The sequence below is a fragment of the Paenibacillus sp. FSL H3-0310 genome (assembly GCF_038002785.1).
Classification (GTDB): domain Bacteria; phylum Bacillota; class Bacilli; order Paenibacillales; family Paenibacillaceae; genus Paenibacillus_AQ; species Paenibacillus_AQ odorifer.
This window is the reverse complement of sequence record NZ_JBBODC010000001.1, coordinates 1,382,293-1,406,744: the sequence shown is the minus strand read 5'-3', so window position 1 is coordinate 1,406,744 and position 24,452 is coordinate 1,382,293. Positions and strand designations below refer to the sequence as shown.

Genomic DNA, 24,452 nt, shown 5'->3' with positions numbered 1-24,452 from the left:
TAATTCGCTTTCCCCCTCTGTGTACATGCGTGCGTACCCTGCACATATCCAACTAATCGAATTATCAAAAAAAACAGCCAGTCCCCATCAACCTGAGACTGGCCACAATCATTACTCCATAACACTCAGCAGGTTGAGGATCGTCTGTGCACTTTCAGCACGTGTTCCGTTTTGGTTCGGTGCAAATTGTCCCTCAGCCCGTCCTTGCATCAAACCAAGTCTGTACACTTCGCTGATTGCCTCTTGAGCCCACTGTGGAGCATAACCAATATCGTTGAATGCCGAAATGTTACGGCTAGCTACAGATACATTACTCTTCGCGTAAGCATATGCACGAGCCAGCATTGCAGCCATCTCCTGGCGGGAGATCTTCGCCTCCGGTTCAAACTGTGAAGCAGTCTGGCCGTTAATCACTCCAGCTTGTTTGGCTAACCCTACTGCTTCTGCATACCATTTATCTGCAGGTACATCAGCGAAAGCAGGTTCCGCTCGACCTTTCAAGCCAAGCGCACGAACTAACATCGCTGTGAACTCCGCCCGTGTAACCGCACGGTTCGGATCAAATTGGTCCGCAGCAACACCTTGTACAAGTTGTTTTGCCGCAAGCTGCTTCACAGCAAGGTAAGCCCAGTGATCGGACTTCAAATCTTTGAATGTTTTATCAACTTCTAAAACAATGTATTTACTAAAATGACTGACGGCAGCAGATAGATAACCATTCGTCCATGTACTGCTCATATATTCTAATTTACCCACGTCTTCGATAAAATAAATTCCTAATAAGCTTCGATCTACATCTGCACCGACCTTATAAGAAATCATAATCGGCTCTGCAAACTGTCTTAACGAGAAGGACTGATCATTTTGTGTGAATATGCTAAGCGACCATTCCCGCAGATCACTTTTCGCCCGCAATTGTGCACCCGCAAGTGTACTTGCACGAGTCAACAGGCCCACTGCTGTATTATCAGCTACAGGTTTCAGCCGTAGCGAAATCGTACTCTTGGCAAGAGCCTCAGCTGAGATTAGCTTACTTAGTTCTGCCAGTACTGTAGCAGGAATCGTAACGGATAAATCCTGCATAACCACTCTAAGCGGTGCGTGTCCAAGCAGCTCTGCTGCATTGCCTGGCAAAAGTAATTCCGTAACCGCCCCATTAACAGAAACCACAACTTCACCTTGAGCATTCTTGCTCTCTGACAGTTGAGAAGCCGTTATGGTGACTACGCCCGTTTGTGCTGATGCCGACGGAGTTGGTGTAGCGGTTGGCGTTGGTGTCACCGCAGGTCCCGGCACCCAAGCACCCGGCGTTGATGTTGGCTCTGGACGTGGTGTTGGTGTCGGTGTCGGCGTTGGTGTCGGCTCTGGGCTTGGTGTCGTACCCGGCGAGCCCTCAGTCACTATCAGAATATATTCAGTGCTCAAACCGTTATAAACAGCGCTGACTTTTGTTGTACCAGCACTCAGAGCATGAAGTTCTCCAGCCTCACTAATCATTGCAATGGAATGATCAGATGTATCAAAGATTACTCCCTCGAACAATTCTTTCTTGCTGCCGTCACTGTATACCGCCTGAACAACAACGGAGCCAATACTTCCTTGTTCCAGCGAATCCGGCCCATCCATCGTTATTTCTGTAAGAATAGGTGCTTCATCATTTGTTACTACAAGGTTATACTCCGAGGCGAACTCCCTATAGGTTACTGAAATCACAGTGGAGCCTTCCTGATGAGCCTGAACTAAACCCTGATCATTGATCGTAGCAATATGTTCATTCAAGCTGGAATAATGAAGTCCATCTAATATTGCGGTACGTTTCCCAGATGCGTAGACAGCTTCTGTTACAGATTGGTCGACTTCTTCCGGTTTAAGCTGTCTCTTTCCCTGAAGCTTAATTGCTTGCAGCGCATCTACAGTTATCGTACTTTCGGCAAAAATATTCGGGTAACCTGCCACTGTGACTCTTATCTTAGCTGTCCCTGGCTTCAATGCTGTAACCAAGCCATATTCATTTACAGTAACAACTGATTCTGCCGTATCAGGAACGATGGACCAAAGCTTTGTCAGATGATTAGCCTCTTCCGGCCCCACCTTAGCTTGCAATTGCAGGCTAGCCCCAGGCTCAAGCTCTACAGCAGTTTGATCCAGCGTAATGGATTCCGGAACCAATTTGCCGATTACTAAACGGTCAATCTCAACTCCGTCTACTGTTCTTGCGGTAACCGTAATCTCGTTCTTCTCAATCTCAACAGCCGTATAGATTTGCTCATCTTCGTCATATATTTTTTCCTGCCAAAAACGTGGTGTCAGCGCATAGAACTTAGGACCCGAGGAACCGCCGATAACATACCGAGTGCCTTCGCCTTCTGCAACCTGTTTACCCTCCTTCATTGGAAAAGTTCGCAAATAGATATGATCATGACCGTTCATCACCAAATCTACGTTGTGCTTATCAAAGACCGGAACCCACTTCGCTTGTACCTGCTCATTCGAATAGATGCTGCCGTACGGTCCTTGATGGAAAAAAATCACCTTCCACTTTTTATCTGTAGCGGAAAGATCCTGATCCAACCACTCGGCCTGTTCAGTGAACGGACTACCTGAATGCTCTGTATTCATAACCACAAAGTGCGTATCCTTAATATCAAAAGAATAATTCGTACCTTTTACGCTCGCCGCACCGTTTTGCGGGTTATTGAATTGCGCCAGATAATCCCCATCTCCATTGGTTCCCATCACTTCATGGTTCCCGATAATCGGAACAAGTGTGGTATTCATCAGCTGCTTTTGAGCTGCATCAAACCACCAGTTCCACTGCTCTTGTTCAAAGCCCTTATCCACCATATCTCCAGCATGAACCAGCATTTCCGCATCCGGCATATACGCGTAAGCCGCTTCAATCGTATCTCCCCAAAGACCAAAACCAGCCTTAGAATCTGCTTGGGAATCTCCGATAAACAGGAATTTTGTAGAAGTGTCCTCACCACCACTTGTAACAAAAGCTCCTTGCTCACTTACATTTGACTCGCCATCACCCACACGATATACATATTCCGTTCCGGGGGTAAGCGCAGTGGCCTCCGCTTTATGAACTCGCATCGTTCCGTCATTGTTGGTGTTGTAAATTGAACTGCTGCCGGTAATTTTTATTACATTCGCAGCTTGAAAGCTTGTAAACTCCGCTTTTTTCACAAGTTCTACTACAGTATCCATAGTCAACGGTTCTGTCTGCCAAGTGAACTGGCGAGAAGTTGCTGCATCTTGGCCCATCGTAACATTAACATTACGCGGAGCTGCAGTAGCGTCATATGGAGCAACCTTGAACGTCATTACAGGACTATAGGTATTTCCTTTTACCGCCTGCAATTTAAAAATTCCTTCTGCTGAAGTGACAAAGTCAGTAGTTAGTGTTCCACTTGCCCCTGAAGCAACACCTTGTACCTCCACTCCATCGAACAGCAGCTTTGCTCCTTCAACGACACTTCCATTCAGATCTTTTACCGCAAAAGATGCATCAAAGCCCTTCGCAAGATCATAATGGTTCCAAGTGAGCATCAACTGTGTCTTCACAACAGATTCAACAGCTGCTCCAATAAAAGAAATAGGAACCCCAGTACCCTCTGTAGAAGTTACCGATCCGGATGTATTTTCAATTACAAAAGCTTTGCTAATATCTCCAGCCAACTGCTCCTGAGTGTAGAGACCCACAAAATCATTTCGAACTGTATATTGAATTTGCCCGATGAGATCCGTATCTCCCAGATTGGAAGAATTGATATTCGTTAAGTTAAGACGCACAGTGCCCAATACCGGATCAATGATGGACTCCACTTGTGTTTCTGATAACTTATTCCCCCGAATTACCTGCAAATCTTTAACTGCAGCCGGATTAAAAGCAAACGTAAGATTTCCTTCCTGCAGCTTGCTCGCTTTCTCTGCCGTTACGTCCAAAGTGTAAGTGTTGCCGGCATATACTACTTCTGGTGTTTGGTACACATAGAACGGAGAGCCCAAATTTACTGTAAAATACCATTCTTTTATCGTCTGGTTACCGCTTAAATCGCGAATGGCAACTTTTACTTTATGACGGCCTTCTGTCAGTGGAACCTTTGGTTTATAAGTGATCTGACCTTTTGGAGGATAAAAGCCATGCTCCACTAATTGATCGTCCACATATACTCGTGTTTTGTCAGGATCGATTAAGGTCGTTCCCGGATGCACCACTGGATCATAACCATCATCCTCACCATTGACGGAAAGGGTCGGTGTAGCTGTTTTGACAATTTCGTTCACGCCGGGATATGCATCTTTAAGAATAGGAGGTGTTCTGTCCTCCTCTAGCGGGCCATAAATGGCACGAATATCATCAACGTAAATAGCTCCCGCACTCTTATTAAGATTGCTTGTCTCCATATAGCGGACAGGCATATCCATCGTTAACGGGGTGGTTTTCCCCTTAGGAACGGATACTTCGACGTATTTCCACCCCGTCCAGTTCACACCATTTACCTGATCAGTAAAATCCACAGGCACTGCCGCATTATTGCCATCCCGAATCTGTCCCCGCAGCCAGTGCTTTTTGCCATCTCCGTAGATCCACATACTGATCTTTTCAGGATACCCCGGAATCTGAATCCGATTGGCGGTTGAGCTTGCGGCTAAATAAGCACCAGATGTGCCTGTTTTATTAACAAAATCATATTCCAGCTTCAAGGCTTTGTCCCCGTTGCGGACAAAATCCAGATCCGACACTTCCTGAATCGCCACGCTGTTAGCTGCTGCACTAGAGGCTATATATTTATCAATGCCATTCTCAAAATCCTCCAGCATTACAGGCGGTAACCCCACATTTACTTCAAAAGAGGTCTCAACGTCCCTGTATTTAGCATAAATCTTTCCGTTTTTCCCGTTCTCACTCGTCGCCTGAAACAGACCCTTCTCGTCCACGGTTCCGATCTCGCCCTCAACCCGCCATTCGAAGCTAGGGTTGTCAGCTTGAATCACTTGTCCATTACGTAGCGCCTTCACAGTTAATTGTGCAGCAGCACCTGAAGAATAAGTTTTGATCTCATCAGGAAACCTAAGCTCTGTAAGCTTATCTACAACCTCAATTTCAGCACTGCCTTTGACTGCCCCAGCCTCTACAATTACAGTTCCTGTGCCGGCAGTGATTCCTCCGGTGAAGACTCCGTTCGCATCGACAGTACCAAGGTTAGCGTCCACCTGCCAATTCAGCGTACCCGAATAAGGCGCCGGATGGCCGTTCTCGTCCACTCCTGCCGCTTTGAATATAAAGCTGGAGCCTTGCAAAATACGTTCCGTATTCGGCTGCACAACCAGCTTAGAAGCCGAAGGTTGCTCAGGGGCTGTATTGACAAGCAATAAACCGTTACCGGTTTTACGCTCGTAACCATCTGAGCCCTGATTCATCATTCGGACACCAGAAGTACCCGGCATTCTGGCCACAAAAGTAGAAGAACCGCCACCATCCAGATTCATGGCGTTCACTACGCCCATATCCTTCAGAATGTTGCCAAGCTCATCGGTATCTACGCCCTCACTAAAACCTGGCGATCTTCCATCCACTTCGAATAAAACGAGACTTCCATCCGCTTTTGTCCCAATGGCTGTCCGCGGATGAATTCCTAAAGGCCCTACACCTTGTTGAACTACTCCGTCTTTTACCAGCGGCCCCTCGCCGCCAATAGCTACCTTCACATCATTCCATTCTCCGCTGAGCGCAAAGCTGGCAGTAACGTTATCGCCAACAGATAACCCTTGCAGAACAGCACGGGACGTACCCTGGGCAGATAAAACCACTTTTCCTTGGGAAAGCGGCGTATTGCCTTGATTGTTGCGGATTTCAGATACCTTCAGCTTCAAGGTCTGGCCGCTTTTCACTTCTCCCTCGACAATATCTAGAACAACCTCGTCACCCTCATTGGTTGACTTTGTAGTTGTATTATAATCTTCCGTATAAAGAACCAGCTCATTCGTATTTCGATAACGGTTGATGCTGGTCAGATTGGTTGTTTTTCCATTAATCGTTACGTTTTTGGTCAGCTTCGGCACCCCATAAATCGAGCTGCCATCTTCTTTTAAACCGAAAGTAAAAGCTGAAATCGAGCTGTTCAGGATTACACCCTCATCCATAAATAACCCATTAGGAACACCCGTAGCAAAACCGGAGATTTCATAGAAATCACCATTGATTCCTGCGATCACTCGGTTTTCAGGTGAATCCGCATACGTGGCCATTTCTGTAACGCCTTTCATACCGTATACCTTTCCATCCTTCGTACCTGCCCGCAGCTCCAAATTTCCTTGTTGCGGGTTGAACTCCACTGCATGTATCTTTTGTAAACCACGATCATTCTGGAGATCCATCCAGGTATACATCGCCCCAGGTGCAAGCTCCGTTTGGCGAACATCAATAACGGTTCCGTAGTCTGTTGCTGGTAAATCAGAGATGGAAGCGCGAACAATTGCCCCCGGTTGTAACAACGAAATCAACAAAACAAAGATAACAACAACATTAATTTGCCTTAGATACCTTCTCACTGTGTTGACATCCTCCCCACTTGGCTGTCCTAATATCGATCTGAGCTTGGACAACATCATAGGGTTAATATTAACTAGGAAGCGTAAAGGTTAGATAAAATTTACCAAGGCATACTGTTAACTTCGTCTAATCATTTCATCAAATTCATGCTTTAGCCTGTTGATAAATCTTCGGGCGGTCTGGGAGGTCTGTTTGGAAGCAGAGACAATAGCTCCTGAATATTTCGCACGGGTATCTGGTGATCGTAACTCGATGGTTTTCATGAAGGCAGAAGTCATCTCTGATATTTTAAGAAACGAATAATCCAGACCAATTGTGATGGCCAGTCCTTCTGCAACTGCATTCTCAATCGCCCGTGTGTTGTTACTTACAAAAAGCAAATTGATCGGCCCATAGCCAGATAAATATCGCTCTACATAGTCCTTAATGTAAGGATCATCGTATAAAACCAACGTCTGCCCCACTAACTGATCCGGTGTAAGGATTGAATTCAGGGCTAGCGGTGAGTGTGGATGTACACCCACTACAATCTTTCCTTCCATTAACCTTTCAAACTTAACCCCCTTATATGTGTCAGGCATTCCCTCCGGTGAGACCATAAGTCCAATGTCCATTTCATCCTGAAGTACATTATCCAGAATTTCTTTGGGTCCTTTTTCAAAAATCTCTATTTTCACATTTGGAAAATCTGCCTTAAAACTAGAGATTACCTTCACCATCAGATGCATGGGTCCAGGTATCGTAGCAATTTTCAAATGACCACTTAACGTATCGCTGTAAATCTGTGCTTCTTCTTTTAATTCATTTACTTTCATCAGGACTTCATTTGCTTTGCTAATAATGGCATTTCCTTCTGCTGTGGGAACCGCCTTTTGCCCGCGCGAACGGATGAACAAAGTAACTCCCAGCTCAGCCTCCAGCATGGTAATGGACTGACTCATTGCGGATAGAGTGATATGACGATTCTGAGCTGCTTTGGTTAAAGAACCAATCTTTGCGACTTCTACAATATTCTCGCATTGCTCCAAATTCATTTGAATCACCCCTTAAGTTAATCTTTACTTAATAACTATTAAATTTACTTAAATTTTAATTAATTTAGACAAGTGTTACAATGTAAATAAGTTAGTAAGTAACCATTTTTACTATATCAACTTTCATTTCTAGTATAACTATATTTCTTGAGGAGGAAACTCAAATGACAGACAAAAGAGTAGCCGTAATAACAGGTGGAGCCAGTGGAATCGGGAAACAAACCGCCATTAAATTTGCAAGTAAAGGTGATCAAGTTGTCGTTGCCGATTTCAATCAACAATTAGGTGAAGAAACGGTAGCACAAATTATTAAAGATGGTGGCGAAGCAATTTTCGTCAAAACAGATGTTTCCAAATATGAAGATGTCGAAGCGCTGGTTCAAAAAACTGTAGATACTTATGGAAGAATTGACGTTATGTTCAACAATGCCGGGATCGGCCGCGTCACTCCTGTACTAGACCAAGACCTTAAGGATTATCACAGTGTCATTAATGTCAATCAGCATGGTGTAGCCCATGGGATTATCGCTGCTGGTAAAAAAATGCGTGAGCTCGGCATCAAAGGTGTGATCATCAATACAGCTTCTGTATTTGGATTCCTAGCTTCCCCAGGTACATTCGCATATCACGCTTCCAAAGGTGCGGTCATTATGATGACTAAATCCGCAGCACTTGAACTTTCGGTTCATGGCATCCGCGTGCTTGCCGTTGCTCCAGGCGCTGTAGATACGCCAATTATCCAAGGATATAAAGATCAAGGAATGGTTGACCAAATGAAGAGCAAAGTAATGGGTAACAAACTAACATTACCTGAACAAGTTGCAGACACTGTATACTTGCTCTCCTTACCAGAAGCTAGTGCAATTAACGGTAGTGTTGTAATGGCTGATGAAGGTTATGCTTCATTTAAATAAAGTTTAGGGTGAAAAAAATCCAAGGCTTCCCTCGAGGGAGGTCCTTGGATTTTTTTAAAAGTATTCAATAGATACACCCTACTCCCAAGTCCTCTGTTCATTAATCTCCAGCTTACGTTTAAACGCCTGCTCCAGATCAATACCAAGTTTATTGGCCAGATCAAAAATATTCCACACCACATCGTACATCTCGTATCCCAAGTTTTCTTTCCGCTCCGCATCTGGATGAAAAGATACCGACAAAACCTCTTTGGACAACTCCCCAACCTCAGTCATTAAGTACAGCATTCTCTGCTCAATGGTGCTGGTATCAAACCCTTTGATTTCACTGAACTCCTTAACATACTGTTGAAACTCTGCTGCATTCATTTCCTTACGCCTCGCTTTTTGGTATAAAGTTATGTAAAGTAATTATTCCTGCGTATTTACCAATTATCATCCTTTTGATCTAAGAATACAAACTCTCCAAGACTTTGCTGTTTATTAGACAAGAACGCTCTCACAATGCGATAAAAAAGAAGCGATTCCTCATTTATCGAAGAATCGCTTCTTTGCATTTTGCTCACTATAGTGATACCCCAATAGCCAACTCGTTACAATCTGAATAAAGCCACTCCGATGATCACCTTATTTACCAGCCCCTACTTCAGCCACTCTACGATTCTGGAAATGACGAATATCCGGACGCTCCAATCCTAGATGTTCACGAAGGGTACTCCCCGTATACTCAGTGCGGAACAAGCCGCGTGCTTGCAAGATGGGCACAACATGATCCACGAATTCATCCAAGTTGCCCGGCAGTACTGGTGGCATAATATTAAATCCATCGCAGCCGTACTCTTCGAACCACAATTGCATTAAATCTGCTAATTGTTCATAGGTTCCAACAAACTGCATATGTCCTCGTGCACCAAGCAAACGGCGGCCTAATTCTAATATCGATAATTTGTCCTTACGAGCCATATCCATAATCAGCTGAACCCGGCTTTTCATTCCATTTGATGCTTCTACTGGATCAGGAATCTCAGGCAGCTGTCCATCTACTGGGTATTCGGACAGGTCAAACCTCAACATGCCAGACAACATACCAACAACAGCGGCAGGAGGAATCAACTCCTGCAGTTCTTTATATTTACTTTGGGCTTCCTCTTCGGTCGCTCCAATGATCGGAGACAAGCCCGGCATAATTTTTAAGCTACCACGTTCACGGCCATAATCTGCTAATTTGGAATTGACGCTTTCATAGAAGGCCTTAGCCGCTTCAAGCGACTGCTGTGCCGTAAAGATCACCTCTCCAAAACTAGCTGCAAAATCTTGTCCTGGACCAGAAGATCCGGCTTGAATAAGTACAGGATACCCTTGAGGTGAGCGAGGAACATTGAGGGTTCCTTTTGTAGAATACCACTCCCCTTTGTATTCCACTTCTTTGATCTTCTTCGCGTCAGCAAATTGTCCCTCTTCGCGGTTGACGATTAAAGAGTCATCCTCCCAGCTGTCCCAGAGAAGCGTTGCCACCTCAACAAATTCACGTGCCATTTTATACCGAAGTCCGTGCTCTGGATGCTCCGGCTTCCCATAGTTATAAGCTTCCACATCAAGCTGGGAGGTGACAATATTCCAACCCGCTCGGCCTTCACTAATATGATCTAAAGAAGCAAATTTGCGAGCCACATTATAAGGTTCGTTATACGTGGTCGATACGGTAGCCGTTAATCCGAGTTTTTCTGTTTCTGTCGAAAGGGCTGACAACAGCGTCAATGGGTCCAGCATACCCGAAGCTGCTTGATCCGCACCCATCACATACAACAAATCCGCCAAAAACATCATATCGAACTTCCCACGCTCGGCGGTTTTTGCCAATTCGCGATAAAATTTATAATTGAAGATCTTATCCGCTCCCGATTCCGGATGACGCCAGCCATAATGATGATGTCCTGAATAATAAATAAATGCACCTAAATGTAGCTGATCTTTTCTGGTTTCCATAATGACCCTGCCTTTCGAATTCTAGAGTTCGTTAACCTTTGAATGTATCACGCCAATGCAGCCATCTTCTCTCCAGCAATCGAATTGCGGAATCCGAAAGTTTTCCTATCACTGCAAAGATTGAAATTCCAACGAATACTATATCTGTTTGCGAATAAGCTCTGGCATCCTGAATCATATAGCCTATCCCCGCACTTGTTCCCATCATCTCCGCTACGACGAGTACAAGCCACGATGCACCAAGTGATAGGCGAATACCAAGTAGAATATTAGGCATTGCAGCCGGAATAATCATTTTGCTAAGCAGCTGCCATCTTGTATATTGGAAAATACGGGATACTTCAACAAGCTTGATATCAACATTACGAATTCCTAGGAAAGTGTTCAGATAAACTGGAAAAAAAGCACCTAATGAAATCATTAGTATTTTAGAAAATTCACCTACACCAAACCACAAAATGAATAACGGAATAAGGGCAAGTAATGGAATCGTTCGAAGCATCTGTAAAGATGGATCCAGTGTACGCTCTACCAACTTCCCAAGTCCTGTAGATAAGCCAAGCAGCAGTCCAGTAGCAGATCCCAATAAAAAGCCAAGCCCTGCCCGATAGGCGCTAATCCCCAGATGTCGAAACAGCTCACCGCTAGCTATTAAAGAAAAGAACTGCGCAATAATGGTAGATGGAGCAGGCAATGTCGTCGCAGAGACTAGATGGAGCGCAGCTGCCACTTCCCAAATCACCACTAGAGCTAGAGGTACAATCCAACCATGCAGTTTTTTTGGAATCCAGCTTAAACCATCGTCGTGACGCTCTATTTTATTACTGGATAGGTGATTGCTCATGATCCTTTATCTCCTCTATAACTGTCCTGCCATCTTAGCAATCTCGATTCCAACAGCTTCACTAATGAATCTGACAGTTTACCTACTACAGCAAACACGATGATCCCAACAAATACCACTGTGGTCAAAGAAAACGATCGCGCGTCATTGATTAGATAGCCAACACCTGAGCTAGAGCCCATCATCTCCGCTACGACAAGTCCAAGCCAAGCTATGCCCACAGACAAACGGATACCTAAAAAGATGTTGGGCAGTGAGGCTGGAATAATTAACTTACTCACCATCTGCCATTTACTGAATTGCAGTACTCTCCCAACATCAAACAACTTGTTGTCCACCGAACGGATCCCTAGAAATGTGTTCACGTATAATGGGAAAAATGAACCTTTGGCAATCAACAATATTTTTGAGGTTTCACCGAATCCGAACCACAAAATAAATAGTGGAGCGATTGCTAAATGGGGTAGCGTGCGCAGCATTTGCAGCGACGGATCCAGCAAACGTTCTGTTTTGTATGAAAAGCCTACCCACAAACCAGCCGCTAAGCCAAGCCCTCCCCCAATTAAGAAACCTAGCAGTGCCCGCCAAGCGGATATGCCTAAATGTTTCGCCAGCTCACCGGACGCGGTCAAGCTAACCAGTTCCCGCCATATTTCACTTGGCCTTGGCAGCAATATAGGATTTAACTTTCCCATCGCTCCGGCTATCTCCCAAATCAGGAGTAAAGCAATTGGTAAGATAAGTCCAAGCAATATATTCGTCGTTTGGATGGAAAGTCCGCGCTTCTTTACTGGATTCTTCTTATGAATTAGTGGCGAGATCACAGCTTTTTCAGCACTGAATTGCATGTAAACAACCTCTTTTCTACATCTGTGGTTTCATCCGTTACTTCAAAGGTTCCTTCAGTGCTGCTTCAATATATTGATTGTCTGTTATTTTAGAAACTTCAATCTCTTTACGAATGTTCTTAATATCAAATTGAAAATCGGCTGTCTTCTGCAATTCTTCAACAACAGCATCACTAATTGGAATGTTGATCATCTGGGAACGTTCAAACGTACCCTCGATTACCGCTGCCGGAATGTTCCGCTCAGCTGCATATCTTTCAGTCGCTTCAGCGCGGTTATCTGTCTCCCAAGCTATAGCTTTGTTGGTTACTTTTAAATAAAGCGTAACTAGTTCTGGATATTTCTCTGCGAACGCTGAACGGGAGATCACAAAAGAAGGAGATAAGACACCCAATTGCTCACCATCCGTCAAAACCTTCCCTTTACCGGTCAATGCGTTTAGAGTAATATACGGATCCCATGTAGCCCATGCATCAACGCCACCGGTTTCAAATGCAGGTTGTGCTTCATCAGGCTGTAGCTGGATAATCTCAAAATCTGCTTCTTTAAGACCTGATTCCTCAATACCGCGATAAAGGAAGTTGTAAGCATTGCTGCCTTTTGTAACAGCTATCTTCTTGCCTTTCAGATCCTCCAGTTTCTGAGCAGTACTACTACCAGGTACAAGAAGAGCAACGTTATTCGTACCTTCTAATACTTGTGAGATAATCTTAATAGGAATACCCGCAGCTTGGGCTGCGATCACCGGCATGTTACCAAGAGTCGCTATGTCCAACTTATTAGAAGCGATCGCCTCTGTCATTGGGGGTCCACTTTGAAATTCCGTCCATTCTACTTTTACGCCCAGCTTATCAAATTCTTGCTCATACCATTTTTCCTCACGGGCTTTACCAAACATCCCCCCGCTGCCCTGCACGCCAATCTTAATGGTCACACCTTCATATTTGTTGGCGTCGTTCTTTCCCGCACTCTTTTCATTCGAAGCGCAGCCTGTTGCAAATACAGTCAAAACAAACATAAGAAGTAGTGAATTACGAAATAATTTCATGGATCATTTCTCCCCTTTTTATAAAAAATGGACTCTCTTTATCTAGATACCAGCACCAACATCGATTGCCGGTTCTTCAACCTTCTCAAACTCACTCAGCACCAGTCGACGTAGCTCTTGGAATGAAGTACTGGATCTTTTTCGCGGAAACGGTAAATCGATGGGAAGAATATTGCGAATATGCCCAGGTCGGGGATTCATAATGACTACCCGCTCACCCAGGAATACAGCTTCATCCAGATCATGAGTCACAAATAACATAGTCGTCTTATTGCTCTGCCAAATATCAAGAAGTACCTCTTGCAGATGTGATCTAGTAAAAGCGTCTAGTGCGCCAAAAGGTTCATCGAGCAATAATACATCCGGATTACGGAGCAACGCCCTAGCAATAGATACTCGTTGGGCCATCCCGCCTGACAGCTCACGTGGATAGGATTTCTCAAAACCCTTTAATCGTACAAGTTCAATCAATTCATCTACTTTTTTGCGAACCTCTGGATTTTTAAGCGATAAATTTGCTGCAATATTATGCTCCACCGTCAACCACGGAAAAAGTCTTGGTTCTTGAAAAATAAATCCCTTCTCAATACTCGGACCGTCGATCTGTTTGCCATTCAGTAGAACCGTGCCGCTATAGCTCGTATCCAATCCTGCCACAATTTTTAGCAAGGTACTTTTTCCGCAGCCGCTGGGACCTATAATCGTAATCAACTCGCCTTTTTTCACCTTCAGCTGAATATTGCTTAATGCGATAACATCACCGGCAGGCGCGGCGAATACTTTATTCAAATGTTCGATAACCAGTGTTTCCTCCGTCACTCCATTCACCCTTTCCGATAAATTTAAACTAAACTATACTTATGTATTTAATTGGTATTAAGAGCAAAAAAATAATGAGAGCTTCTAAAGAACCTTATCCGATTATTCAACTAGGTTTAATTTACATCATCTTATCAGTGACATTCCTCACATGTCAAACATTATTTGCCAAATGGTTGTATGTCTTGTGAAGTGGGTAGGTTTTGCGAATGGCAAGGACATAGTATTAGTTATAGTCGATAGGGATTTATCTAATTGGAGTTCAAAACTGCACAAAAAAATACCGCATATTTATTGGTTTTGGACCAATGAATAAGCAGTATTTTGGGGGCTGTTCACAAACCCCATTGCTTAGGGAACCTCATGCTAAATTCTGAAAGTATCAGCATTGATAATAATTCCAGCTATTACTTTCTAAACGTTCTTTCATAATCTTCAAACCGTATTTTTCTAACTTGTTTACGATCCGTTGTTCTAGCAATGATTCCTTCTGATTTGCCTGATGCGTCGATGCCTACTTGCGTGTTTTCGAATCTTTTTAAATAAGAATATGTACTCTCAAGAGAAGTTGGAAACTCGGAACCCTTTGTGGTTTCAAGAAGTGGTGCAGACTGCAAATCAATACTTTCAATAAATCTCTTCTTCTCAATTTCATCATAAAATGGTTGATTTCCGTGATCACGCCACATCGCAATTTTCTCCTGCGATAACTCAAGAAGTCTATATAATTCATCCTTATTCAAGGAGAACACATCAAATACACGATACCCTTGAGTTTTTCTGTCAGAATAGTTCTTGGATGCTTTTGTTTTCCCTCCATAAGATTCCTGATAAATTACGGTTAATGCCCAGTCACCCTCAAGAAGGATATCTGCAATTACTTTTTCTGCTAACGGCTTAAGAAATTCCGCAATGTTCCCATAAGGATTACCGATTCTATCTCCTTTTGCATATAACAATTCTTCTCTGGAACCAATTAGATAATCAACTTCGTTATTATCATTTTTTAATAAAATGATCCTTGAATTTTCACCATCTACTTTTTCGTAAACAAAAACATCGTCTAATTCTGCGAAGCCTCTTGACTCCGTTAAAACATCATTTAACCGACCTCGTTCACCTAATTGATGATATGTAAGAATGCTTGGGTACTTTGTTAAAGAATTAATTTTCTTTAAATCCATAAACTATTCTCCCACTTTCAAATTCACTTTATATGACTCTTGTTCTTATAAATGATTACGTGTTCACGTGTTATTCCTGATGGGATTGTCATAAAGAGTTCTCCTTATTTGTTTACCAATTTAACTTTGAAGATAAGTATCATCATAATCTACGTAATTACTTTGTTGATTACGCATGAAGGTTATACGCAAAGAAGGTTCTTATATGTATTTTCAAGTGATACTCATGTAATAGAAAATCAGCAAAATAAGAATATCTAAATAGTAGTAAACACCAATAAATCTTCTTTAATAATCTGATTCAAATATTGTTTCGTTTTTATCATTTGAGAAAATAATTTTTAATTGAGCAGTCGGATTCCAAATCCTACTATCTTTTATAATTAGATATTTTCCACCTGTATATTCATACTCACGAGTCTTACTGTCAATCACCACTGAAAATGTTTTAGCATCTTTTAAAACTTGCGTATTATTAATTACAAGGCCAATTGAACCTTTCTCTAAACCACCAATAGCTATCTCATCTCGTATCATAGCCGTAGATTTAGTATAGTCAGAAGCACTACGATAAATATAAATATAGGGCAAGCCTTAATAAATTCAAGCATGTACGTATCTAAAATAACAAAGGATTTACCCTACTAACTCCACTATAACATTAAATGGAATATTTTCCGCAGCTTATCTTCTACCAAGGCAATCAATTCCGAGTTGTAGCCATTAGGTATTTATAGGTTTTATGACCATGATTTATCAGTCTGTAAGATTGTATTATCAGATGATTTTGATACCTTTAATGCGAAATGATTGAAGTTGCTTGTAAACAATGTTACTCTATCAACGGTAAACTCAAAATCTGTACTCTTCAATACATCTTATAATAGTCACTATTTTTAGTTAAGAAAGGTAACACTATGATAAAAGTTGATAACTTATCCTTCGCATTCCCGCAAAAAGAACTATATAAAAACATTTCATTTACGCTTGAAGAAGCACAACATTGCGCTTTTATAGGAACAAGCGGCAGTGGTAAAAGTACACTGATCGATATACTGATGGATCCAGAAAAATATTTGTTCGAAGGCAAGCTAGAGATGGACCCCACCTGCAAAATTGGATATGTAAGTCAGTTTTCGCAACTAGACAAATCTAAAGAAACAACCGTTTTTGAATATATAGGAGAAGAATTTATTAAGATACAAAATGAAATAACAGCGATTCTCACTGAAATGGAAACATCATCAGATATTGATTCATTACTCGAAAAGTATCAATTAGCTCTAGATGCCTTTGATTTAATGGATGGAAATGATTTTGAAAGCAATATTAATAAGAAACTAAATTTAGCCAACCTCTTGAAGCTAAAAGATGTTAGGGTATCCGACCTAAGTGGTGGGGAATTCAAGCTTATTCAAGTGATGAAGGAAATGCTGACTAGCCCAGACTTAATGATTATGGATGAGCCCGATGTATTTTTAGATTTTGAAAACCTAAATGCACTTAAAAATCTGATTAATGCTCACAAAGGAATATTGCTAGTTGTTACGCATAACCGTTATCTATTGAATCATTGTTTTAACAAAATTATACACCTTGAAAACATGGAGATCCAAGAGTTCGATGGGCGATATATTGAGTATAACTTCTCATTACTTCAGACGAAAATTGAGTTACAAGAAATCGCAGTCGCTGAACAAGAAGAAATAGAGAGATACGATAACATTATTGATAATCTTAGAGCGATCGCAACCTATAATTCAGAAGCATCTAGAGGGAGAGCGTTAAAAGCTAGGGTTAAGTTTCAAGAAAGATTGGAAGCGCGAAAAATTAAAGCGCCATTCGTTGATATTAAGCAACCAAAAATCAGTTTTGGTGTGGACAATGAATTTGAAGAAGACATCACTGTTTTAAATGTGAATAATTATAGTGTTTCCTTTGATGAGTTGATTTTAGAAAATGTTAACTTTGAGATGAAACCTACAGATAAAGTAGCCCTTATCGGTCCAAACGGTACCGGGAAAACGACTTTACTCCGAGATATCTTTAAAAATAATCATGATTCAATTGAAATAAATGCTGATATTAAAGTGGCTTATCTTTCTCAGCTTCAAGACGAAGTGCTAAAGGATTCTAATACCATACTAGAAGACTTCATCGATGCTGGGTTTGCAACTTATGACGAGATTAGAGCACATCTTTCAAACTATGGCTTTGAAGGAGAAATTCTTACTCAAAAGATAGAATCTTTATCTGGTGGCGAAAAAAATATACTGCAATTGGCGAAAGTTTCTGCTAGCAAAGCAAACTTATTGCTTCTTGATGAACCGACAAGCCATTTAGACACCTATACACAAATCGCACTGGAGAAAGCCATTGAAGATTATAAAGGTGCAATTCTCATGATTTCTCATGATTTCTATTCTGTAGTAAATGGTATGGATTATGTACTAATCATTGACGAGAAGACGATTAGAAAAATGAGTATGCGAAAATTCAGAAAGATGATTTATGCCAGTCATTTTGATAAAGATTATTTAGAAAATGAACAAAATAAAAAAGCAGTTGAAATGAAAATAGAATTAGCTTTAAAAGACAATAATTTTGAACTTGCAAAAGGTATGGTTGACGAGCTAGAAGAGCTGATTAAGTTACTTTAAATTCCAACCTTCTGAATGAAATGATTACAAGAACGATGAAATAAAATGTTGGTGGAAAAGTATCCACATTAAAGACACTGATGAATAGATCTCAGTGTCTTTTTACTGCATTGATTTTATTGATAGCTCATGCCGGGACAGTGGTTCACTTATCATTAAAAATCTTTCCCAACACATTTTTTGCCAAACTCCTCTTCACCTCTCTGGTTGATATAACTATAATGAAGTATCATGAGAAATTTTTATCAAAACAGTCTTTGGTCTCGCATTTAATTTTATACCATTGATAACCATAATCCGATAAGTTTGGTAGGATCAATAATTTGTTACCACAGCGGATACAATTATTTTCTGATAAATTTCCGTTCTTATAGTCCGCTAAGTAACCTTCTGCTAGTTCTACTTCCTTAATTATATTTTCTAGAGCAACATCGCTTATATCAAAAGGGGTCATATCTCCTCTATTTGCATAAATAGAGCGTGAAAAAGCTCCAAATCCACCAACCAGTTCGTGGTGATGGGTATTAATCCGTCCCCCACCTCTCTCAAATAATTTGATCATCGGTTCATATATATCTGGAAACTGTAATGCGATATTGTCGCGCGCATCAAGCAAAGAGCACCAGCGTAAATAATGTATACTTATTAATTTCATAAGCATAATATCAATTTTATTAAAATTCGGACACGTTTCTAAGAAAATGTCCCACTCATTTTCCTCCATTTTAAAACCTAATAACATATCCATACCTATGTATATACTTGCTGCTTCCTTAGAGATAAACTGCAAAAACACGCCGACTCTACGGTAATACTCTGCAATCAAATTAGCATCTGCTTCATATTCACCTCTAGATCTTACTTCTTCGTATCTTTTTTTTGAAATTCCAATGTATAAATTCGCATTAATATTCTTAATTCTTTCAACACCTGATTCGTAATAATTCATGAAGATTCCTCCGACTTAACTCACAAATGTAGTTCCCTATATCTGATAGAAGATTGGTTTATTTAACCAGCTCGCCCGATTGTATCAGATTCAATTTTCTCGTTATTTATCGGTTTGGAATTAAAAAGTTAGTTGGTAAAAATTATTTCATTCAAACTGTATTATTTTGATTGATTATTGTCAATGCTGTTCGAAATAGTTTATTACAGAAAACAACAATTATGTAATCCTAAATGAGCACTAAACTTATTGCACTCAATTCATATTACTATAAAAAACAGTATATTAGTGGTTTAATCTATTATGCACTACAGCTTCAGTTGTAAGAACATAGCTGCAACGGATGGTGCGTTTTGAAGAGCTGAACGGCGCATCTATTGATAGTATCTATCATAAAAAAAAGACTACTTCTTGTATTGATGTTAATTTTTTAAGTGTAAAATGGTGATTAGTTAATGTAAAGTATTCATAAGTAAATAGTTCTTAATCCTATTGCGCTTCTAGTAAGGCTGCGGCTTGGATACGAGGAAACGTCTATAGTAGCAGGTGCGATAGTAATAAGATTAGGCATTTTTGAAACCTCCTATATATTTTTGCGTACAAAATGTTTAACTTTTTGTACATATAGTATGCTATTAAAAAACACAATTTCAACACTTAACAAACAAAATGTTTGCGTTATTGTACTTTTGTTCAAGAAATATAAAATTGAGGTATAGATATTTAGGAGGAATACATATGAAACTTCGTCCAAGCTACAAGCCGATAGAGATCACACTAATACGACGAGACAAGACGAAAACGTATCTTCGGAATACATTAGGTAGGTTTGTCTCCTGCAACTATTGCTAAGATGTCCAACGGAGAGTTTGTTGCGCTCAGTGTAATCGCGCGTATTTGTGAGGATTTGGATTGTAAGATCGAGGAGTTGTTGAGTTTGTAGATGACACGAACATGGTCAATGTCGAATAGCGTTAAGATCACCGTCAAATTAGCCGCTCTGTACCATGTCCTAACGCTAATACTCCCGAAGGGCTAGGCGCGCTAATTCAAGGGCTTACGCAGGCAGATAGGACGATACGAACAAATAAAGGTGCAGCCCTAACGGATACTCTCCGCTAAGACTGCGCTTTAACTACGTTAACAACTTAGCACATCAAAGGTGCTAAAGCTCCGAAAAATCCCTTTGTTTATGCGGCTTCCCAGCGCAAGTCCTTAAAGGAGAACGCCAAGATTAACGTCATAATCAATCGCCTGCAGCACTCCGCTTACACCGTAACGCATTCCCCTCCGCGAGCCCCTCCGTATATGCATCGTAAAACAGACCCACCGGAGAATATACGCTCTCCTTCGGCAATCCTGTCCGCATGTTTACCGCCTTCGCGAAATACCTATCCACAGCCAGTACGATTTTGTCCGGCTCTAGTCGGGAAATAAAACTTCTCATCAATGTTTCGCGTTAATACTATACGAAATTACAATGCCCTCACCTGAGTGGCGTACACATCCACACACAACTCAATCAGCGACAGATGCATTAAAATTACAACATATCCCCGAAAGGAAGTAGCGCTAATTTGTCGAATATTACTTTTATTGCGGAAGAAATTTGGAAACATTCGAAACTATGCGGATATTACAGATGGACGACGAATTATTCATGGCAGCGTTAGCACAAGTACACGTTACGGTACGAGAAAAAGAAGACGTCAGAATTAAAGAGCACAGTGGACCAATCCAAAAGTATACGCCGGTTAGCGTGAAGAACTCCGGTGCTTATTATATGCGGATTAATTATAACTTTCCGGTTACGAAGGAGGGCGAGCGATAAAATGGGAGATAATAATTTAAGTCTCAGCCTCTCTGTCCTGAGCTATCCGGCCGAGATGTTTAACGACGCGTTATTCAATAAAGATGAAGGAAATAAAGCAATTGACGAATTTCAAAAACGACGATATTATCGGCAGGCTATCCTGAATTTTTGCGCATCAGTTGAAGCAGCACTGACTCAGCTTGTTCATAAAAAGCTAAAATTAATGGCTGAAGATTTATCTCCGAATAATACTATTCTTCTTAAATTACTGCAAAATGGAAGCAAGGTACCCTCCGAATTCGAGAATATCTCAGCAAAAATAAAGAAGTTTGAAGAACTGTTTAGCTGCAATATCGACCAACTCACTCTTAGTAACTATATGAGATTAACGTCTCAGAGGAATAAAATCACCCACTTCAACGAGTCTAACAAATCTTTACTTTACGCGACGAGCACTTTAAGGAATATTGCAGTAAGCGCCCCGTCAAAAGTAGAGGCTTTGTTGTCTGAGTTGTATAACCATTCAGGGTTCACTAGGAGTGCAAGCCCTTTCTATAAACAGCGTAAAGCAAGGTATTAAACGATAAAATCCATAAATATCGGACTCTGTAAAAAAACGTGATAGTGCAATTTTTTTATGTTCTCACGCGTTCTAACCCTCGGCTCCACATATATAAAATAAACGTCCTCGCCGATAATCAACGGTTTCACGACTGCATAGAAGTTTTCTCCTACGTAGGCGACGGATCAGACACTACTACAAGTAACGGGTTGGAGTAGAGAAACGAGAAAATAAAACAAGTATCGAGCAAATCATGAGCAAGCACTTATAGCTATAAGGGAGATGGAATTTATGTCAAAAAAACTGCAGGTTTTTATTTCCTCAACATTCACTGACCTTCAGGATGAAAGACAGGCAGCCGTTGAGTCGGTTCTTAAGTCCGGTCATATTCCTGCAGGAATGGAATTGTTTCGCTCTGGCGATCAATCTCAAAAAGACACAATAACAAAATGGATAGAAGAGTCCGATGTGTACCTGCTGATATTAGGCGGCAGATATGGTTCTATAGAAGAAACGACTGGCAAGAGTTATACACATTGGGAATACGACCTAGCAGGAGAATTAAAAAAACCCAGATTCGCAGTTGTAATCTCTTCAGATGCTCTTCAAAAAAAAATTAAGAAATTGGGGAAAGCTGTTATTGAACTTGATAATGCACAAAAATATGAAGACTTCAAATCAAATGTACTATCTAAAGTATCGCGATTCTTTGAGGATACTAAGGACATACAGATAACAGTGATGCAGACTTTAAATGAACTTGTTAAAGACAAAAACCTATACGGTTGGATCTCAGGTAGGGCTGTTCAAAATAGCGAAGAATACGCAACATCGGTGCTGCACTATAAAAAGGAGATGGATCAGCTTGGTCGGGAAAACGAAAAGCTAAAGCAGGCACTCCAACAAGCAACGGTTAAAGAGCGACAGATACAAAACAGCCCTCCAGAAATAACTGACAGACTAGAAAAAGTTTTAAAACTATTGAGCGCTTCATACATCAGTTCGTATCCCGGAATTAGTTGGGAGATAATATTAGAAAAAAATGAGGAAGACGGTGAGTCATCTACAATTATTCTCCAGTACCCAGAATCAGATTACTCGCCATACTATATTTTCAGTCCCGATCAACAATATTATCAAAAACTACTCATTGTGAAAGAAATTACTCTCGAAGAGTTCAATGAAACTTTAGCTGAAATACGAGTTTTTGTACACAACTACAAGCATGCAGAAGGAGTTCCTATACACTTCATCATCGCTATTCCCGGAGATCACGGTAATCTGCAAGATATTTCGGAAAAGTTCCTAAAGAAAGCAGTAAAGCTTGAAAAAGTTACCTCCGAAGTTGAATTTAAAATTGAAGTATGGGATGAAAATGTAATATCGCATTTCGAGGATGAATTAGGATTATCAATTAACCCATTAGTTAAAAAGCGATAACGGGCAGCCGTGTCAAGAAATACCTGGATGTACATGGTCTGCAGCACCGATCGCAGCTTTGACACGGAACATACACGACCAAACTGAGGGTTACATAAGCCTGCGAAAAGGCACGCACAACAAGCAAAAACCGGTCGACCCTATGTGGGCTTTCCGGCTTGACTTCATTATTTATAGATTGTATTAACCGTCGAAAACATATCATGTTGCTTCGATATGTCCAGCTCTCACCATGTTAGCATTGTGTCCTAGTAACAATCTACGAAACTACAATGCCTCACCTGAGAAATGAACACACCCTCATAAGATCCCCTTTTCGTAAATAAAAACGCCTCCTCCTCGGAAGAAACTGGCGCTGTTTTGTCGAATGTTATTCATCAACACCCCCAGAAAGGCGCTGATTGTTACGGAGGTATACACGGACATCGAATTATTTACCGCGGCACTGGCGTAAGGTCGTGTAACCGCACGTGAAAAGGACGGGCGAATAGCGGAATACGGAGGCCAGGTCGAAAAATACACGCAAAATACCGTCAAGATTGGTGGAGTGTACTAAGTTAGATCCGCACATGAATTTCACGTAAAGGAGGCGACAAAATGACGGACCCACAAGCGCAAGCACTGCGCGATGCTATCGAAAAAATGTCCGAGACACAGGCAAAAAACACGCTCTATCGCATCTTTGCGAAACTAGAGCGTGTTGGTCGTAACAACTATACAAAAGAGGACGCCCAGCGCGACATAGAAGAAATACATGCAGCAGAAATAGGACGCCCTCAAATATTTAACAGTAAGAAATAAAGATCAACCTTATACAATAAACTCCGTAAATACCGGACTCCGCAACATACCTGCGCGAGTCCAATTTCGTATTTTCACACGTATTCAGCATCTGTAAGGATTGTTAAAAGAGCGCCATCTCTCCGTTTTCCTGGCGCTCCCTGTTGTGTCCGACGAGAAATAAGCGTACAATGGCGTTAAGTATTAAATAGCGGAGGGGTAACCGGATTCTTTGGTCGGATGATCGGTTATTTTAACTCCGCTTTTTTCTGTCAATAACTAATACCAATGAAGCAAATGATATCATTAACGTTAATGCCTCGTTTATAGTCAACATCTTCCTCACCTCCTTCAACTGACGCGAATCCTCGTTGTTTATTGAAACGAGGCATCAATTCTACTCTTGTTTCATCGAACATAATTCAACCAAACCGCAGTAGTCAATGTTAGGATCTTACAGAAGTTGGGAGGTCGAGGGCGTAATGGAGATTGCGCCAAGGGTAGCGTTCGACGGCCGCGAAAAAGATTTCGTGATTAATAGAGTTCATATATCTCCAAGTACTCACTCGATCGTTAAATTTTTTCTTGTGACAGGACGCCGTGGTGAAGTCTTAGCCGCAGGTTTATCTCTCGAGCCATCATCCTCGTATGCCTCATCTCCAATCACTCTACCATTGATATACTCCCCATATTTTGTCAGCACTCCTGTCGGCTCACCTTGTGAGTCTTCAAGCTCAACATACTCACTCAATCCAAAAACTTCTTCAGCACTGAGTAGGGCGTTAATTATCATATTCTTTGCTATAGTACTTCTTTTAAGACTTGATAGTTTTGCAATATAAGCAAGACGATTATAATCATACTCACTTAACACCACCGTAATTCGTTTCTCCTCACCTCTATCTCGCTTCTCTCTCATGCGCTGATCTTGGGCAAGCCTCTTAAAATATTCTGTATTTGCATCCATTTCATTACCTCCCTTGGTATATTCTGATTATACACACACCAA

General features: G+C 41.3%; 20 protein-coding genes. 7 read left to right on the top strand and 13 right to left on the bottom strand.

Annotated elements, in window-relative coordinates; genetic code table 11:
- Positions 1 to 111: 111 nt before the first annotated feature.
- Positions 112 to 6,561: a phosphodiester glycosidase family protein gene (locus MHH63_RS06265; RefSeq protein WP_341171319.1), complete on the bottom strand. Its 6,450-nt coding sequence runs from the start codon at positions 6,559 to 6,561 to the stop codon at positions 112 to 114.
- A 117-nt stretch (positions 6,562 to 6,678) separates the two neighbouring features.
- Entirely contained in the window at positions 6,679 to 7,596 is a 918-nt protein-coding gene (locus tag MHH63_RS06260) for a LysR family transcriptional regulator (RefSeq protein ID WP_076134485.1), read from the bottom strand.
- Between the two features lie 164 nt (positions 7,597 to 7,760).
- On the opposite strand from MHH63_RS06260, the gene MHH63_RS06255 reads away from it, so the two are divergent.
- Complete coding sequence (locus MHH63_RS06255) at positions 7,761 to 8,510, top strand: SDR family NAD(P)-dependent oxidoreductase (protein ID WP_340392453.1); 750 nt, start codon at positions 7,761 to 7,763, stop codon at positions 8,508 to 8,510.
- A gap of 78 nt (positions 8,511 to 8,588) precedes the next feature.
- On the opposite strand, the gene MHH63_RS06250 is transcribed toward MHH63_RS06255, so the two are convergent.
- The 8 genes from MHH63_RS06250 to MHH63_RS06215 all read right to left on the bottom strand — a co-directional run bounded on the left by MHH63_RS06250 (position 8,589) and on the right by MHH63_RS06215 (position 15,776).
- A complete protein-coding gene (locus tag MHH63_RS06250; RefSeq protein ID WP_036676004.1) occupies positions 8,589 to 8,879 on the bottom strand; it encodes a MazG nucleotide pyrophosphohydrolase domain-containing protein in 291 nt (96 codons plus the stop codon).
- A gap of 258 nt (positions 8,880 to 9,137) precedes the next feature.
- Entirely contained in the window at positions 9,138 to 10,496 is a 1,359-nt protein-coding gene (locus MHH63_RS06245; RefSeq protein ID WP_341171318.1) for an LLM class flavin-dependent oxidoreductase, read from the bottom strand.
- 31 nt (positions 10,497 to 10,527) lie between these two features.
- A complete protein-coding gene (locus MHH63_RS06240) occupies positions 10,528 to 11,340 on the bottom strand; it encodes an ABC transporter permease (protein WP_076129474.1) in 813 nt (270 codons plus the stop codon).
- Positions 11,337 to 12,188, bottom strand: a complete 852-nt coding sequence (locus tag MHH63_RS06235) for an ABC transporter permease (protein WP_038572516.1) — start codon at positions 12,186 to 12,188, stop codon at positions 11,337 to 11,339. Before MHH63_RS06235 ends, MHH63_RS06240 begins: the two co-directional genes overlap by 4 nt.
- Before the next feature lie 37 nt (positions 12,189 to 12,225).
- Complete coding sequence (locus MHH63_RS06230) at positions 12,226 to 13,236, bottom strand: aliphatic sulfonate ABC transporter substrate-binding protein (RefSeq protein WP_076310274.1); 1,011 nt, start codon at positions 13,234 to 13,236, stop codon at positions 12,226 to 12,228.
- A gap of 42 nt (positions 13,237 to 13,278) precedes the next feature.
- Positions 13,279 to 14,055 (bottom strand): ABC transporter ATP-binding protein, encoded by a 777-nt coding sequence (locus MHH63_RS06225; RefSeq protein WP_076193168.1) that lies wholly within the window; start codon positions 14,053 to 14,055, stop codon positions 13,279 to 13,281.
- A 407-nt stretch (positions 14,056 to 14,462) separates the two neighbouring features.
- Positions 14,463 to 15,239, bottom strand: coding sequence for an RNA ligase family protein (locus MHH63_RS06220; protein WP_341171317.1), 777 nt, complete (start codon positions 15,237 to 15,239; stop codon positions 14,463 to 14,465).
- 288 nt (positions 15,240 to 15,527) lie between these two features.
- Positions 15,528 to 15,776 (bottom strand): hypothetical protein, encoded by a 249-nt coding sequence (locus tag MHH63_RS06215; protein WP_143765051.1) that lies wholly within the window; start codon positions 15,774 to 15,776, stop codon positions 15,528 to 15,530.
- A gap of 380 nt (positions 15,777 to 16,156) precedes the next feature.
- Between MHH63_RS06215 and MHH63_RS06210 the strand changes: the two genes are divergently transcribed.
- The gene (locus MHH63_RS06210) at positions 16,157 to 17,899 is read left to right on the top strand and encodes an ABC-F family ATP-binding cassette domain-containing protein (protein ID WP_076129468.1); all 1,743 of its coding nucleotides are present in this window, start codon (positions 16,157 to 16,159) and stop codon (positions 17,897 to 17,899) included.
- 229 nt (positions 17,900 to 18,128) lie between these two features.
- Here MHH63_RS06210 and MHH63_RS06205 read toward each other — a convergent pair whose 3' ends face one another.
- Positions 18,129 to 18,848, bottom strand: coding sequence for a hypothetical protein (locus MHH63_RS06205; protein WP_076129467.1), 720 nt, complete (start codon positions 18,846 to 18,848; stop codon positions 18,129 to 18,131).
- 853 nt (positions 18,849 to 19,701) lie between these two features.
- Here MHH63_RS06205 and MHH63_RS06200 point away from each other — a divergent pair.
- The 5 genes from MHH63_RS06200 to MHH63_RS06180 all read left to right on the top strand — a co-directional run bounded on the left by MHH63_RS06200 (position 19,702) and on the right by MHH63_RS06180 (position 23,464).
- On the top strand, positions 19,702 to 19,791 hold the full coding sequence (locus MHH63_RS06200; RefSeq protein ID WP_305953561.1) for a helix-turn-helix domain-containing protein: 90 nt from the start codon (positions 19,702 to 19,704) through the stop codon (positions 19,789 to 19,791).
- Positions 19,792 to 20,475: 684 nt separating this feature from the next.
- On the top strand, positions 20,476 to 20,679 hold the full coding sequence (locus MHH63_RS06195) for a hypothetical protein (protein ID WP_076129466.1): 204 nt from the start codon (positions 20,476 to 20,478) through the stop codon (positions 20,677 to 20,679).
- Between the two features lies 1 nt (position 20,680).
- On the top strand, positions 20,681 to 21,241 hold the full coding sequence (locus MHH63_RS06190; RefSeq protein ID WP_340394296.1) for a hypothetical protein: 561 nt from the start codon (positions 20,681 to 20,683) through the stop codon (positions 21,239 to 21,241).
- 273 nt (positions 21,242 to 21,514) lie between these two features.
- The gene (locus MHH63_RS06185; RefSeq protein ID WP_076129465.1) at positions 21,515 to 22,663 is read left to right on the top strand and encodes a DUF4062 domain-containing protein; all 1,149 of its coding nucleotides are present in this window, start codon (positions 21,515 to 21,517) and stop codon (positions 22,661 to 22,663) included.
- 597 nt (positions 22,664 to 23,260) lie between these two features.
- Entirely contained in the window at positions 23,261 to 23,464 is a 204-nt protein-coding gene (locus MHH63_RS06180) for a hypothetical protein (protein WP_076129464.1), read from the top strand.
- Positions 23,465 to 23,696: 232 nt separating this feature from the next.
- On the opposite strand, the gene MHH63_RS28550 is transcribed toward MHH63_RS06180, so the two are convergent.
- Both MHH63_RS28550 and MHH63_RS06175 read right to left on the bottom strand, forming a co-directional pair.
- Positions 23,697 to 23,780, bottom strand: a complete 84-nt coding sequence (locus MHH63_RS28550) for a putative holin-like toxin (RefSeq protein WP_405132629.1) — start codon at positions 23,778 to 23,780, stop codon at positions 23,697 to 23,699.
- Positions 23,781 to 24,005: 225 nt separating this feature from the next.
- A complete protein-coding gene (locus tag MHH63_RS06175) occupies positions 24,006 to 24,410 on the bottom strand; it encodes a hypothetical protein (protein WP_340394298.1) in 405 nt (134 codons plus the stop codon).
- Between the last annotated feature and the right edge of the window lie 42 nt (positions 24,411 to 24,452).